Origin of the sequence: Corynebacterium sp. zg254, assembly GCF_024701495.1 — a bacterium.
GTDB classification, from domain to species: Bacteria; Actinomycetota; Actinomycetes; order Mycobacteriales; family Mycobacteriaceae; genus Corynebacterium; species Corynebacterium zhongnanshanii.
In genome coordinates this window covers 423,831-437,822 of record NZ_WIAR01000001.1, presented here as the reverse complement: position 1 = coordinate 437,822, position 13,992 = coordinate 423,831, and the positions used below count along the sequence as shown (strand labels likewise).

Here is a 13,992-nt window from a genome sequence, read left to right as displayed (position 1 = left end):
TATAATCGGCAACCATGTCACTGACTGGTGCTGATTACCTCAAGCAAATCGTGGCCGCCCCTGTCTATCGGGCGGCCATTCACACGCCACTGGATTCCATGAAGGCGCTCTCCGAGCGCCTGGGAAACACCGTCTTCATTAAACGAGAAGACCTGCAACCCGTGCACAGCTTCAAGATCCGCGGTGCCTTCAACCGGATGGCACAACTCAGCGAGACCGAGCGCGCCGCCGGCGTGGTGGCCGCCTCTGCGGGCAACCACGCCCAGGGCGTGGCCTTGTCTGGTCGCGAACTGGGGATCCGTACCATCATTGTGATGCCGGTGACCACGCCGACCATTAAAATCGACGCCGTCCAGGGTTTTGGCGGCGAAGTCCTGCTGCACGGCTCGAACTTCGATGAGGCCAAGGCCAAGGCCATTGAATTGTCGGAACGCGACGGCATGGTGTTCGTGGCTCCCTTCGACGATCCGGCCGTCATCGCCGGCCAGGGCACTCTTGGCCTGGAGATCTTCCAGTCCCTGCCCACAGTCGACCGCGTCTTCGTTCCCGTGGGAGGCGGCGGAATCGCCGCCGGCGTGGCCGTGCTTTTGAAGCAGCTCAATCCTGACATTCGCGTGATCGGTGTGGAGCCGGAGGAATCCGCGTGCTTGAGCGCCGCCCTGAAGGCAGGCCGGGCTGTGACCCTGGACCACGTCAGCCTCTTTGCCGAGGGCGTGGCCGTGAAGCAGATCGGTGCAGAGACCCTGCGTCTGTGCACCGAGTACCTGGACGACGTCATCACCGTGTCCTCCGATGAAATCTCGGCGGCCACGAAGGATATCTACGACGACACGCGCGCCATCGCCGAGCCCGCCGGCGCCGTGTCCCTCGCCGGCTTGAAGCGCTACGTTGCGGACCACAGCATCGCGGGGGAGACCCTGGTGAACATCCTGTCCGGCGCGAACATGAACTTCCACTCCCTGCGCTATGTCTCCGAACGTGCGGAACTCGGTGAAGGCGGCGAGGCCATTTTCGGAGTGACCATCCCAGAGGTGGAAGGATCCTTCCTGAAGTTCTGCCGCGTCTTGGGTGGTCGCGCCGTGACCGAGTTTTCCTACCGCGTGGATGAGCGCGAGGGTGAACGGCCAGCCCGCATCTTCGTGGGTGTGAAGATCACCGAAGGTGCGAAGGAGCGCGCCGAGATTATGAAGGACCTCGAGGCCGCAGGCTACGGGGTAGTGGACCTGTCCGATGATGACATGGCCAAGGAGCACGTCCGCTACATGATCGGTGGAAAGCCGCCAACGCATGTGGACGAGACTCTCTACAGTTTCGAGTTCCCTGAGCACCCGGGCGCACTCCAGCGATTCCTGGAGGTGCTGGGAACACGCTGGAACATCTCCATGTTCCACTACCGTTCTTTCGGCATGGATTACGGCCGCATCCTCACGGCGTTTGAAAACGTGTCCGCGGATCCGGAGTTCCAGGAGCACTTGACGCAGTTGGGCTACCACGCCACAGACGTGTCCGACAGTGAGGCCTACAAGTTCTTCCTGCAGCCTTCCCAGAGGGCTTAAGGCGCCATCCTTAATTCTCCTGATGAGCTCACTAGCTCATCAGCCCATCAGCTGAAGAACGCACCCACGATGGTGCCCACCTGGCGGAGATGCTCCACCTCGGACAGCAGGAAGTCCGGGCCGCCGGGGCGCCCGATGACCAGGATCAGGTCCGTTCCCTCCACCGGCGTGGCCGCCAGCGCAGAGTCCATCACCGACCAGTTCGGCGGGATCCAGTCCTCACGTTCGGGGCGAAGCACCCGAGCCTCCTCCACGGGAGGCGCATCCAGCACGCGGCCGTTATCTTCGGGGGCGGCGTCGGAGGCAGCCACACGATGGGTATTGGGCGTGGTCTTTAGCATGATCGCCCACCCAGCCGTCATGGACTGAGGCAGATCCTTCATCATGATGCTCAAGGCATGATCCAGTTGGCGTCGTCGTTCTGCAACGCCCGCAAGCATCTGCACCTGGCCTCGACGGTCAACGGTGCCGGAGTACGGGCGAATAGAATCCACGTACACACCGTCAATTTCCTGTGCGGCGGTGATCAACGCATCGGGAAGACGACCAGACGGCAGGCTGACCACAATATCGTCAATGACCTCACCAGTTTCATCGTGCCCGACGATGTCCACGCCGCGGATGTCACCGCCGACCGTCCCCAGCGCTGCAGCAAGCAGACCCAGGGCACCCGGCAAATCGGGCATACGGACACGCATCAAAAAAGACATGTGCCCCAGTGTACTAGAGTGGACTACATGTCTGAGATTTCCCGCGACGACGTTGCACACCTGGCCCGCTTGGCCCGCTTGACGCTCACAGAACAAGAATTGACGGAATACGCCACCCAGATTGACGGCATCGTGGAACATGTTGCCGCCATCGGGAAGGTAGACACCACCGGCGTGAAGCCGCTCAGTCACCCAACGCAAAACGTTGACGGTGACGTCTCCGTCATGCGAGACGACGTAGTGATCCCATCGCTGACCGCACAGCAGGCGCTGGACCAGGCTCCAGAGCAGGCAGAGCAGCGTTTCCAAGTTCCACAGATCCTGGGTGGGGAGTAAAAAGAAGATGAATTACGTAGTAGGCGAATACAACGAATCCGATTACACCACGTGGACCGCCGCGGATCTGGCGGAGAAAATCCACGCCGGTGACATCACCTCCGTGGAGGTCACGCAGGCACACCTGGACCGCATTGAATCCCTCAACCTGGACATCAACGCGTTCCTGCACGTGGGACCTGAGGCGGCGCTGGAGGCGGCGAAGAAGGTCGACGACGCCATCGCGGGAGGCGACAAGCCCGCCTCCGCTCTGGCTGGCGTTCCTCTTGCCCTGAAGGATGTCTTCACCACCACGGACGCGCCAACCACCTGCGCCTCCAAGATCCTGGACGGCTACATCAGCCCCTACGACGCCACGGTCACCAAGAACCTGCGCGACGCAGGCATCCCGATCCTCGGCAAGACCAACATGGATGAGTTCGCCATGGGCTCCTCCACCGAAAACTCCGCCTATGGCGTGACCCGCAACCCTTATGACACGGAGCGCACCCCCGGCGGATCGGGCGGTGGATCCTCTGCCGCGCTGGCCTCCGGCATGGCACCCCTGGCCATCGGAACGGACACGGGTGGTTCCATCCGCCAGCCGGCAGCACTGACGAACACCGTGGGTGTGAAGCCCACCTACGGAACCGTGTCCCGTTACGGCCTGGTTGCCTGCGCCTCCTCCCTGGATCAGGGCGGCCCGACCGCCCGCACCGTGCTGGACACCGCGCTGCTGCACGAGGTCATCGCCGGTCACGACGATCACGACTCCACCTCCTCCCGACGCCCCATCGCCCCCGTAGTTGAGGCAGCCCGCCAGGGAGCCTCCGGCGACCTCAGCGGAGTGAAGCTGGGCGTGGTGAAGCAGTTCGAGCGCCCCGAGGCCTTCCAGTCTGGCGTGCTGGATCTGTACCACGCGAACCTGGAGCAGCTGAAGCAACAGGGCGCAGAGCTGGTGGAGGTCGACTGCCCGAACTTCGATCACGCCCTGAATGCGTACTACCTGATCCTGCCGTGTGAGGTGTCCTCCAACCTCGCCCGCTTCGATGGCATGCGCTATGGCCAGCGCAAGGGCGACGACGGAACCCACTCCGCCGACGAAGTGATGTCCCTGACCCGCGCCGAAGGATTCGGCCCCGAGGTCAAGCGCCGCATCATGATCGGCACCTACGCCCTGTCCGTGGGCTACTATGACGCCTACTACCTGCAGGCACAGCGCGTGCGTAACCTGATCGCCCAGGACTTCCAGAAGGCCTACAGCCAGGTGGACGCCATCGTGGCGCCCGTGACCCCGTCCACCGCCTTCAAGCTGGGGGAGAAGGTGGACGATCCGTTGGCGATGTATGCCTTCGACCTGTTCACTCTGCCGCTGAACCTGGCCGGCGTGTGTGGCATGTCCGTCCCCGGTGGCTTTGCGGCAGACACGAACCTGCCCACCGGCCTGCAGATCATGGGACCTGCCCACGGCGACGACATTCTCTACCGCGTGGGTGGAGCCTTTGAGGCAGGTCGCGCCAGCTAATGCACACGGGCGATGGTTGGGCAGTAGCCGCGGACGGTTCCCGGATGTGGGGAACCCTCGGCGCCGCTGGCCTATGCCTGTTTTCCCCGGATAACCGCGTGCTCATGCAACACCGTTCCGTCCTCACCGCCCAAGGCGGAACGTGGGCGCTACCCGGAGGAGCGATCGAGGTCGGGGAGAGCGCCGTTGAGGGCGCCCTGCGTGAGAACCACGAGGAGACCGGCATTGATCCAGCGCTGATCACCGTGATGGGCTCCGTGGTCACCACGCGCCGGGAGGTTGCCTATGCGCTGGCCCGCCGTCCGGTCCTCCCGGAGGACGAGCCTCTCCTGGCCGAGGCCCACCCGTCCAATGCATGGCTGGAACGCAATCCCATCGTTCACCCCGAGCATGGATCCCACCTGATTTACGGCCTGGGCGAGCAGTACTGGTGGGAGTACCAAGACACGTCTGTCACCGAATGGTCCTACACCACTGTATTGGGGCGCGCGCCCTCCGAGCTGTCCGTGGCCACCACGTGGGAGTCCGACGAGCTGCGCTGGGTCCCCTGGAATAACGTGGAGGACCTGCCGCTGATGCCTGCGTTCGCCGCGAGCCTCCCACAGCTCCGCGCTGCGCTGCGCGAACTGGACCACAACACGAACGAAGCCCCGAACCGGGATGCGGACTAGGGCTACACAAAGGGTGTGATGATGACACAAGCCTGGCGTGCCCTCTCCGCCTTGTGCGTGGGCTTTTTCATGATCCTGCTGGATCAGTCCATCGTCTCCGTGGCCACGCCCGCGATCCAGGAGGAGCTTCAGGCCAGCTATTCCCAGGCAATGTGGGTCCACAGCGTCTACCTCCTGACGTTCGCCGTGCCCCTGCTGGTGATGGGCCGTTTGGGGGACAGGTGCGGCCCGCGCAGGGTCTACCTGTGTGGTCTTGTGCTCTTCACCGCATCCTCCGTGGTGTGTGGCCTGGCGCCCGGTATCGAGGTGCTGATCGCCGGCCGTGCCACCCAGGGGGTGGGCGGTGCCATGATGGCGCCGCAGACCATGGTGGTCATCAATCGTGTGTTCCCTCGGGACAAACGCGGTGCCGCCCTGGGCGTGTGGGGTGCGGTGGCCGGCTTGTCCAATCTTCTGGGTCCGCTGCTCGGAGGCGTGATTACCCAGCTGGCGAGCTGGCAGTGGATCTTTTTGATCAATGTCCCCCTGGGACTGGTCACGCTGGCGCTGGTGCTGCGGTGGGTGCCGAACCTGGAGACCACCCAGTCCCGCATCGATGGCCCGTCCATTGTGTTGTCCATCGTGGGCATTTCCTGCGTGGTGTTTTCGATCCAGGAACGCGCCCATGGGTGGTTACTTGCGGCGGGGCTGGTGCTTGCTGTGATGTTTATCCGACGCCAAGCGCGCCTGTCCGAGACCGCACTGTTGCCCGTGGGCCTGTTTCGTCGTCGGCATTTCTCCTTTGGCAATGTCTCCATCTTCGCGATGGGTTTCACGATCGCCGGCATGATGGTGCCCGTCATGATGTACCTGCAGGATGTGCAGCATGTGAGTCCCCTGGCTGCGGGGCTGATGGTCACGCCGATGTCCATCATCGCCGGGGTGCTGGCGCCGTATGTGGGGCGGCTGGTGGATCGCCGGGATCCTCGCCCTGTGTCCATGGCGGGTTTCCTTATGATGGCGGTGGGCGTGGCGATGCTGGTGTTCTGCCTGCGTCCGGAGGTGTCCGCATGGTGGGTTACCGGGGCGATGGTGGTGCTGGGCTTTGGCAACGCGTGCGTGTGGTCGCCTAATTCCACGCTGACGCTGCGCGACCTTCCCGGGGAGGTGGCCGGTGCCGGCTCGGGCATGTATAACTTCATGCGCCAGCTGGGTGCGGTCACGGGAACGGCCGTGTTGGCTGCGGTGCTGCAGGCTCGGGTTGATATGGGCAGCGCCGCCGCGTTTGCTGAGTCCTTGGTGCCGGCGCTGGTGATGTTGTGCGTGGGTCTGTGGGCTGCATCGCGGGCGAAGGAACAGTAGTATCGAGGGCATGCGTATTGCGACCTTGACCAGCGGTGGTGACTGCCCAGGGCTGAACGCCGTGATCCGGGGAATTGTCCGAACGGCAGCAACTCACGGCCACACGGTCGTAGGTTTTGAGGACGGCTGGGAAGGTCTGCTGGAAGACCGCCGAGTCCAGCTGTATGACGACGAGCACATTGACCGCATTTTGCTGCGCGGCGGCACGATCCTGGGCACCGGTCGCTTGCATCCTCGGGACTTCATGGCGGGAATCGATCGGGTGAAGGACAACCTCCGGGATGCTGAGATCGACGCACTCATCCCCATCGGTGGTGAAGGCACCCTGAAGGGCGCGCGCTTCCTCCACGACAACGGCGTCCCCGTGGTGGGTGTGCCCAAGACCATCGATAACGACGTCAACGGCACCGATTACACCTTTGGTTTCGATACCGCGGTGGCCGTGGCCACGGACGCGATTGATCGCCTGCACACCACTGCCGAATCTCACGATCGCGTGATGATCGTGGAGGTGATGGGCCGCCACGCGGGATGGATTGCCCTCCACGCGGGCATGGCCGGTGGCGCGCACGACATTTTGATTCCTGAGTTCCCCTTCGATATTGATGACGTGGAAAAGCGGATGGCCAGGCGATTCCAGATGGGTGAAAAATACGGAATCATTGTTCTGGCCGAAGGAGCGCTGCCGAAAAAGGGATCGTTCCACACCAAAGATCGGGAAGTGGACGAATTCGGGCACGAAAAGTTCCAGGATATTTGCGGTGAATTGCGCAAAGAATTGGAAAACCGTCTGGATATTGATGTCCGCTCCACGGTTCTTGGTCACATCCAGCGCGGAGGAACCCCCACGGCCTTCGACCGGGTCCTCGCCACGCGCTTTGCCGTGAATGCCACCCAAGCCGCCATGAATGGCGACTTTGGAAAGGTGGTGGCCCTCAAGGGCGAAAACATTGAGCTCATCGATTTTGAATCGGCCGTGGGGGAGCTCAAGGTTGTTCCCGAGAGTCGCTACTGCACCGCAACGTCCCTGTTCGGCTGAGTTCCTGTTCGGCTGAGCAGCGCCCCTTAGCGCTAAACGGCGCTCCCCTTAGAGGGGAACGTGAACAGCCGGAATAGTGGGATCCGAAATGTAGGGGCCGGCTGTGATGGAGAGAGGTTCGGCGTCGGGCTCAAAGGCAAACGTATCGCCATCCTTCAGCGCATCCACCAACAGCGCGTAATTGACCACATTGAGCATGGAATAAAACAGCTTCGTGGGATCCTGCGTGGAATCCACAGCCATAATCTCCGGGTGGCCCGCGCACACCATGCCCACCGTGTAGGCGGTAATGCCGCGCTCGCCCTGGGTGAGCCACACGCTGGTGCTAAACATCGCGGGATCATTATTGGTCACTGCCTCCACAAACACACGCGGAGAAATGGTCACGTCTCCCACCGTATTATGAATAGCCTCCACGCCCTCCAGCGCGGCCAGTGCCGCCGTGGCCTGGGCATGAAGCATAATCTCGTGCAGCCGAGGCTCACGGAATTGCTTGGCTTTTGCCGTCCATTCATTATCGGGAAGCACAGACAGCATAATCTGGGCGGTTACTTTTTCCAGTCCAGAAGGGTCCTCCGTCAGCACTGGGTGGAGCTCATACGTGGCCTGAGGATCCTGAGGCGGGGCATCCAGCACCATGGCGTGCACCAAATAGTGATCATCCAGTTCCACGGCCACGGCGTGTTCCGTGTTCTTCTTCTCGCCCAGACGGGGGCCAAATGTTGCCGCTAATACCTGCTCAATCTCGTCACGCGTAGGAACGCGGGACAGCAACAAGATATTCAGCAAAGGGTGCCGAATGAAAGACTGATCAATGAGGTGGGGAGTTTCGGTAGTCATGCCCTTCAGGGTACAAGGCGTACGCGGCATCGCGAGGGCACATCGGCAATTCACGACCTCACAGTTACACAGAGCCAGATACGTATTAAGATGGCACACATGACTGCGCCTGTGTACGACTACTCAGATGATGTACTGGATTTCGACGAGGTTCTCGAGCACTTCGACCCCGTCATGGGTATGGAAGTTCACGTTGAACTCGCCACGAAAACGAAGATGTTCTCCACGTCGTCCGCCGAATTCGGCGACGATCCTAACTCCAACGTTGATCCATGCTCCCTGGGACTGCCCGGCGCACTGCCCGTGGTGAACAAGCAGGGCGTGGAATGGGCCATCAAAATTGGCCTGGCGCTGAATTGCTCCATCGCCCCGTACTCCCGCTTCGCCCGGAAGAACTACTTCTACCCGGACCAGCCAAAGAACTACCAAATCTCCCAGTACGACGAGCCCATCGCCTACGACGGCTACCTGGACGTTGTGCTGGAGGACGGCACCGAGTGGCGCGTGGAGATTGAGCGTGCGCACATGGAGGAGGACACGGGCAAGCTCACCCACCTCGGAGGCGCGGACGGCCGTATCCACGGCGCCACCGCATCCCTGGTGGACTGCAACCGCGCAGGCGTGCCCCTCATCGAGATCGTGACCAAGCCCATCGAGGGTGCAGGGGAGCGCGCCCCTGAGGTCGCCCGGGCGTACGTCACCGCCTTGCGCGAGCTCGTGAAGGCGCTGGGCGTGTCCGACGCACGCATGGATCAGGGCTCCATGCGTGTGGACTCCAACCTCTCCCTGATGAAGAAGGGAGCCACGGAGTACGGCACTCGCACAGAGACCAAGAACATCAACTCTCTGAAGTCCGTGGAACAGGCCGTGCGCTTTGAGATGCAGCGCCAGGCTGCGTGCATCCTCAACGACGTGGAGATCGTCCAGGAGACCCGCCACTACCAGGAGACGGACGGCACCACCTCCAAGGGACGTCCGAAGGAGACCATGGCGGACTACCGCTACTTCAACGATCCCGACCTGCCACCCGTCCTGGCCCCCGAGGAGTGGGTGGAGGAGATTCGTTCCACCCTGCCGGAGATGCCATGGATCCGCCGCGCCCGCATCCAGGAAGAGTGGAAACTCAAGGACGAGGAGATGCGCGACCTGGTGAACGCCGGCGCACTGGACCTGATCATCGAGACGGTGGAGGCAGGCGCGCAGCCGTCGGAGGCTCGCTCCTGGTGGGTTGCATACCTTGCCGGAAAGGCCAACCAGCAGGGCGTGGAGCTTGACGGACTAAACATCACCCCGGCCCAGGTAGCACGTGTCATCGAGCTTGTCGGCGAAGGCAAGCTGACCAACAAGCTGGCCCGCCAGGCTGTGGACGGTGTGCTGGAGGGTGAGGGCGACGTCGATGAAGTTGTCGCATCCCGCGGCCTGGAGGTTGTGCGTGACGACGGAGCTATCGAGGCTGCCGTTGATGAGGCTCTGGCCGCCAACCCAGACATCGTGGAGAAGTACAAGGCTGGAAACACCAAGGTCACCGGCGCGATCGTTGGCGCGGTGATGAAGGCCACCAAGGGTAAGGCCGACCCAGGCCAGGTGAACCAGCTGATTGCTAAGAAGCTGAGCTAGGTGAGCACGTGGCGATGGTTCGCTCCTGCACATCCGCCACGCACCGCCAACCAACTCCACCTGGAGAGGTGGAACGCTGACCGCCGCGTGGGTTGGGACATGCTGACGTCCTACCCCGCGGCGGTTGTGGGCATTGTGGCGGGAACCGTGACGGATGCGGCAACGGGCGCGTTGACCTCCTTGATCGTGGGGCGCATCACCGACGGCGGGGCACTGCTCATTCCCTGCCTGCTGCTGGTGCTGTGCCTCTTCTGCGCATGGCTGGGCTCCATCACCGGCGACGCGTTGACGGACCTCTCCGAGGCGCGGGCCGTCCATGATCTGCGTCTGTTGCTCACCGGCCGCCTGATTCAGGCGGGCAGGCCGGTCCATTCGGGCACCGTACTCAACACTGTGGACGAGGATTCCAAGCAACTGGGGCAGTTGAAGCAGATCCTTAACTTTCCGCTGGTGATGCTGGGCTTTCTCTTCGCTTCGGCTGTCACGTTGTGGGCAGCCTCACCCTGGATATCGCTGCTTCTGGTGCTGGGCGGGGCAAGTACCGCGGTGACGAGCTATGTCACGTCCGCCCCCATTGCCCGGGTCGCCCGTCAGCGGCGCGTGGAGGAAAGCCGCGCCATTGCGCTGGCCACGGACGTGGCGCAAGGCTCCCGCGTGATCAAGGGACTGGGCGCCGTGGACATTACGCGCCGCCGTTTCGACGAGGTGACCGACCGCGCATTGCGCGCCATGCTGACCGACGCCACAGTGTCCTCCCTGGTGATGTTCCTTCGACAATTGGTGCCCACTGCCTTCACCATCGCCGTGATCGTCCTGGGCGGCTGGCTCGCTCACGCGGGCGCGATCACCTCCGGGCAGCTGCTGACGACGGTGCTGTTGGCACCGCCGTCGCTGATGGTGACGGGGCAGTCCCTGAATGTCATGGCTGACTTGTGGGGCAGGGGCATGGCGGCGTCCACGCGCGTTCGCGAGCTTCTGGAGGAGCTGGAGGCGCAGCCCGAGGACGTAACGGGCGAAGTCGCGCTACCCGAGGGACTCACAGTCTGGCATGCGGAGACGGAGGACAGCCTGGCGGAGGTCCATCGCCGGGTGGCTGCGCTCACGCGGGATGGGGCAGTGGCGGCTCCCCATACGGTGTCCGTGTTTGAAGGCACGCTGCGGGATAACATCTGGGCCGCGGACGAAGAAGACCAGCTTGCCGCCCTGCATGTGGCCGAATGCGGAGACATCCTTGCTCGTCTCGGCGGGCTCGAGGGGCTCATTGGGGAGGCCGGCCTGACCCTCTCCGGCGGCCAGCGCCAGCGCGTGGCTTTGGCGCGCTTTCTGGCCGCCCGTCCCGCCGTGCTCATTCTGGACGAGCCGACCACCGGGCTGGACGCGGTCACCCTTGACCGCGTGGCCCACAACGTGAAGGCCATGCGCCAGGGTTATACCACCGTGGTCATTTCCACATCCCGTGCTTGGCAGTCCGTGGCGGATCAGGTGGTGCGGCTGTGAGTGATGCTCTGGCTCCCGCCTCCATGAGACAGTCCGCGGCGTTTCTGGGCACGCTGCCCAGCCGCCCGCGGGCACGCTGGATTTTTGCGAGTGTGCTGTCCTTCGGCACGGTGGTGCTGTGCATGCTGGCCAGTGCCAACCTGATGGGCTTTGCCGTCGACATTATTGATGGACGGTCGATCCCCCTCATCGGGGACAACTTCGCCCTGCTGCTCACCGTCATTGCCGCGGCCTTGCTGGTGGAAAACCTGGCGCGCTCGGTGAGTAACTATGTGCTGCTGTCCAAGGTCCGCGCGCTCAGCGTGGACCTGCGCCGCGCGGGCCTGGCGAGCGTGCTGCGGGCGCCCGCCCCGCAGGTCCTTGAGCTCGGCACCGGAAACGTCATCACCCGCCTGACCAAGGACATTGACCAGGCGGTGATGGTCGCCACCATCATCGGCCTGCGCCTGGTGGTGACGCTGCTGATCTTCCCCTTCACCGTGGTGTCCATGCTGTTCATCAGCCCGTGGTATCTCCTCCTGTTTATTGCGGGCGCGTTGATCGTCTGGCCTGCCTTGCGCCGGATTCTTGAGGTCTTGCCGCCGACTGCCAACGCTGTCTCCGCCGCGGAGGCCCACCGCAATAACTTGGTGCTGGATACCGTCCGCGGCCTTCCCACGCTGCAGGCTCTGCGCCGCGGCCCGTGGGCACTGCAGCGCATGGAGCGCGGTTCCTGGGATGCGGTCCAGGCTCACGTGCGCCGGATCCCGTTGTTCATCCGCCTGATGGCCGTGGGGCATGTGGTCTATGGGATCTTGCTGATCGGCACGATCGCTCTCAACGCGGTGCTGGTCCACCAGCAGCAGCTGAGCATCGGCGCGGCGACTGCAGCGACTGTCCTGGTGGTGCGCCTAGAGATCCACGTGTTCAACGTGCTGATGTTCGCAGGCCAGATCCAGGAATCCATGGTGGGTGTGGGCCGCGCGGTGGCGTTGGCGACGATGGCTCCGGAGGATCACGCCCACCACCCGGAGCCCGTCACCGCACCCGCCGTGGAGCTGCGCGATGTCACTTTCGCCTATCCCACGGGCGCCCCGGTGGTGGAGTCGCTAAACCTGACCCTGCACCCGGGCACCACCACGGCGTTGGTGGGCACGTCCGGGGCGGGCAAGTCCACCGTCGCCTCCCTCATCGCGGGGCTGCTGCAACCGACGCGCGGCACGATTGCTGTGGGTGGTCATGATATTTCCGATATATCCGACGCCTGGCTCTCGCACACCGTGGCCCTCGTCTCCCAGGAGGTGCACCTGTTTTCCGGAACGCTGCGCGAGGATCTGCTGATGGCGGGGGAGCGCTCGGACCAAGAGCTTCTGGAAGCCCTGGCGATCACGGGGCTCAAGCCGGGTACGGCTGCGTGGCGCAGGGCCTTCCCCGAAGGACTGGACACACTCATCGGGGCGGGGGCGGAGCCTGTGGCGCCGGAGGTTGCCCAGCAGATCTCCCTGGCACGGGTGATCTTGAGGGACCCGCCCGTGCTCATCATGGACGAAGCCACGGCGGAAGCCGGCTCCGATCACGCACGGTCGCTGGAGCAGGCCGCGGCAGTTATCGCGAAGGGGCGCACCAGCGTGGTGGTGGCCCATCGCCTGGACCAGGCGATGCTGGCCGACCGAGTGCTCGTGATGGAGCAGGGGCGCATCGTGGAAGACGGCACGCACCAGGAGCTGGTGAACCGCGGCGGAAAGTACGCCGAGCTGTTCCACCGCTGGGAGGGGCAGCAGTAAGCCACCGGTTTGACCCATACCTCAGAGTGCGTTCAGCGCGAGGTTGAGTGCCACGGCAAGAATGACACAGCCGATCGCACAGTTGATCCACGTCCACACCCGTGGGCGGGAAAGCGGCTTCGACAGCGCCGCCGCGCCAAATCCCAGCACAGGGAACCACAGCAGTGTGCCGGCCATGCTCCCCAGTCCCAGCGACAGCTGCTCTCCGGGGAAATGAGTTGAGAGGCTCCCTAGCATCACCAGCGTGTCCACGTACATCGCGGGATTGAGCCAGGTCAATGCGAGGGCGGTGGTGACGGCGCGCCGAGTGGGCGACGGCTGGGCGTCGGGATTGATAGGATCACGCACAACGTCGGTGGGGGGACAGCGACGAGGAAGAAAAGGCCTCCCGGAAGCTCGTCCAAGCGAACCACACCAGCTACGCAATGCCACCCCACTTGCGGGCCGATGGCCACGATGAGTGAGATCCACAGGGCAAACGCTTGCGCGGCCACAGAAAAGCTCACTGGATTTCCTCCTCGATGATGCTCGAGCTGGTTGTTAGTTGGTGAGGGCCATCAGCACAAGGATGGCCAGCGACGAGACAAGGATAATACCTGTGACGGCGCCCCGGGCTGGTACCGAGTGACGGCGGGCCAGCAGCGCGCCGCCGACGGCACCGAGAGTGTTGAAGAGGACATCGTCGATGTCCGAGTAGCCCAGGGCGAAGATGTACTGAAGGCTCTCGATGGACAGGCTGATCGCAAGGCCGATCAGCGCCACGACGCGGAGGGAACTGCGGCGATGGAGATTCATCAGCAAGAAGCCGAGGGGGAGAAAGAGCAGGATATTCCCGAAGGTGTTGGTCAGCGGCGCGTACCAGACGGTGGGACGGAACCAGTCGTTGAAGAGGATGAAGTCCAGGGAACGCTGGTTGTGCGCCTCCGTGGACCACAGGCCTGCCAGGGAGACCAGGCTCTTGCCGAGGGTGAGGATAAACACCACAACCGACACCACACCGAGTGTGATGCCGGTTGCCTGGCGGGTTGCGAGGGCTCGGGTCATACCTCACATCATAGGGGTTAGCACACTAATTCATAAGTGCTAGCGCGCTAGGGCATAGGGTGCTAGCGCGCAAG

At 63.3% G+C, this 13,992-nt stretch carries 13 protein-coding genes; 9 read left to right on the top strand and 4 right to left on the bottom strand.

The features are described from left to right. Positions 1-14: 14 nt before the first annotated feature. Positions 15-1,556 carry a threonine ammonia-lyase, biosynthetic gene (gene ilvA, locus GC425_RS02030; RefSeq protein WP_151843996.1) on the top strand — a complete coding sequence of 514 codons (1,542 nt, stop codon included), beginning with the start codon at positions 15-17 and terminating at the stop codon, positions 1,554-1,556. Positions 1,557-1,603: 47 nt separating this feature from the next. Here ilvA and GC425_RS02025 read toward each other — a convergent pair whose 3' ends face one another. Then, complete coding sequence (locus GC425_RS02025) at positions 1,604-2,266, bottom strand: amino acid-binding ACT domain protein (RefSeq protein ID WP_151841785.1); 663 nt, start codon at positions 2,264-2,266, stop codon at positions 1,604-1,606. Between the two features lie 27 nt (positions 2,267-2,293). Here GC425_RS02025 and gatC point away from each other — a divergent pair, with 27 nt between their 5' ends. Genes gatC through GC425_RS02000 form a run of 5 tightly spaced genes read left to right on the top strand, consistent with a single transcriptional unit; the run spans position 2,294 to position 7,157 of the window. After that, positions 2,294-2,602, top strand: coding sequence for an Asp-tRNA(Asn)/Glu-tRNA(Gln) amidotransferase subunit GatC (gene gatC / locus GC425_RS02020; RefSeq protein ID WP_151841784.1), 309 nt, complete (start codon positions 2,294-2,296; stop codon positions 2,600-2,602). Positions 2,603-2,609: 7 nt separating this feature from the next. Next, positions 2,610-4,106, top strand: a complete 1,497-nt coding sequence (gatA, locus tag GC425_RS02015; RefSeq protein WP_151843997.1) for an Asp-tRNA(Asn)/Glu-tRNA(Gln) amidotransferase subunit GatA — start codon at positions 2,610-2,612, stop codon at positions 4,104-4,106. Then, entirely contained in the window at positions 4,106-4,777 is a 672-nt protein-coding gene (locus tag GC425_RS02010) for an NUDIX domain-containing protein (protein ID WP_151843998.1), read from the top strand. Before gatA ends, GC425_RS02010 begins: the two co-directional genes overlap by 1 nt. Positions 4,778-4,795: 18 nt before the next feature. Further along, entirely contained in the window at positions 4,796-6,118 is a 1,323-nt protein-coding gene (locus GC425_RS02005) for an MFS transporter (RefSeq protein WP_151843999.1), read from the top strand. Between the two features lie 10 nt (positions 6,119-6,128). Further along, the gene (locus GC425_RS02000) at positions 6,129-7,157 is read left to right on the top strand and encodes an ATP-dependent 6-phosphofructokinase (RefSeq protein ID WP_151844000.1); all 1,029 of its coding nucleotides are present in this window, start codon (positions 6,129-6,131) and stop codon (positions 7,155-7,157) included. Positions 7,158-7,205: 48 nt separating this feature from the next. Here GC425_RS02000 and GC425_RS01995 read toward each other — a convergent pair whose 3' ends face one another. After that, positions 7,206-7,997, bottom strand: a complete 792-nt coding sequence (locus GC425_RS01995; RefSeq protein ID WP_192930363.1) for a DUF4261 domain-containing protein — start codon at positions 7,995-7,997, stop codon at positions 7,206-7,208. Positions 7,998-8,096: 99 nt separating this feature from the next. On the opposite strand from GC425_RS01995, the gene gatB reads away from it, so the two are divergent. Genes gatB through GC425_RS01980 form a run of 3 tightly spaced genes read left to right on the top strand, consistent with a single transcriptional unit; the run spans position 8,097 to position 12,874 of the window. Beyond that, complete coding sequence (gene gatB, locus GC425_RS01990) at positions 8,097-9,614, top strand: Asp-tRNA(Asn)/Glu-tRNA(Gln) amidotransferase subunit GatB (protein ID WP_187767867.1); 1,518 nt, start codon at positions 8,097-8,099, stop codon at positions 9,612-9,614. Further along, entirely contained in the window at positions 9,615-11,111 is a 1,497-nt protein-coding gene (locus GC425_RS01985; protein ID WP_151844002.1) for an ABC transporter ATP-binding protein, read from the top strand. It begins immediately after the preceding gene. Between the two features lie 23 nt (positions 11,112-11,134). Continuing rightward, positions 11,135-12,874, top strand: a complete 1,740-nt coding sequence (locus GC425_RS01980) for an ABC transporter ATP-binding protein (RefSeq protein WP_151844280.1) — start codon at positions 11,135-11,137, stop codon at positions 12,872-12,874. Between the two features lie 21 nt (positions 12,875-12,895). On the opposite strand, the gene GC425_RS01975 is transcribed toward GC425_RS01980, so the two are convergent. Both GC425_RS01975 and GC425_RS01970 read right to left on the bottom strand, forming a co-directional pair. Next, on the bottom strand, positions 12,896-13,222 hold the full coding sequence (locus GC425_RS01975) for a LysE/ArgO family amino acid transporter (RefSeq protein ID WP_192930364.1): 327 nt from the start codon (positions 13,220-13,222) through the stop codon (positions 12,896-12,898). A 192-nt stretch (positions 13,223-13,414) separates the two neighbouring features. Next, positions 13,415-13,918, bottom strand: a complete 504-nt coding sequence (locus GC425_RS01970) for a VanZ family protein (RefSeq protein ID WP_151844004.1) — start codon at positions 13,916-13,918, stop codon at positions 13,415-13,417. Positions 13,919-13,992: the final 74 nt, after the last annotated feature.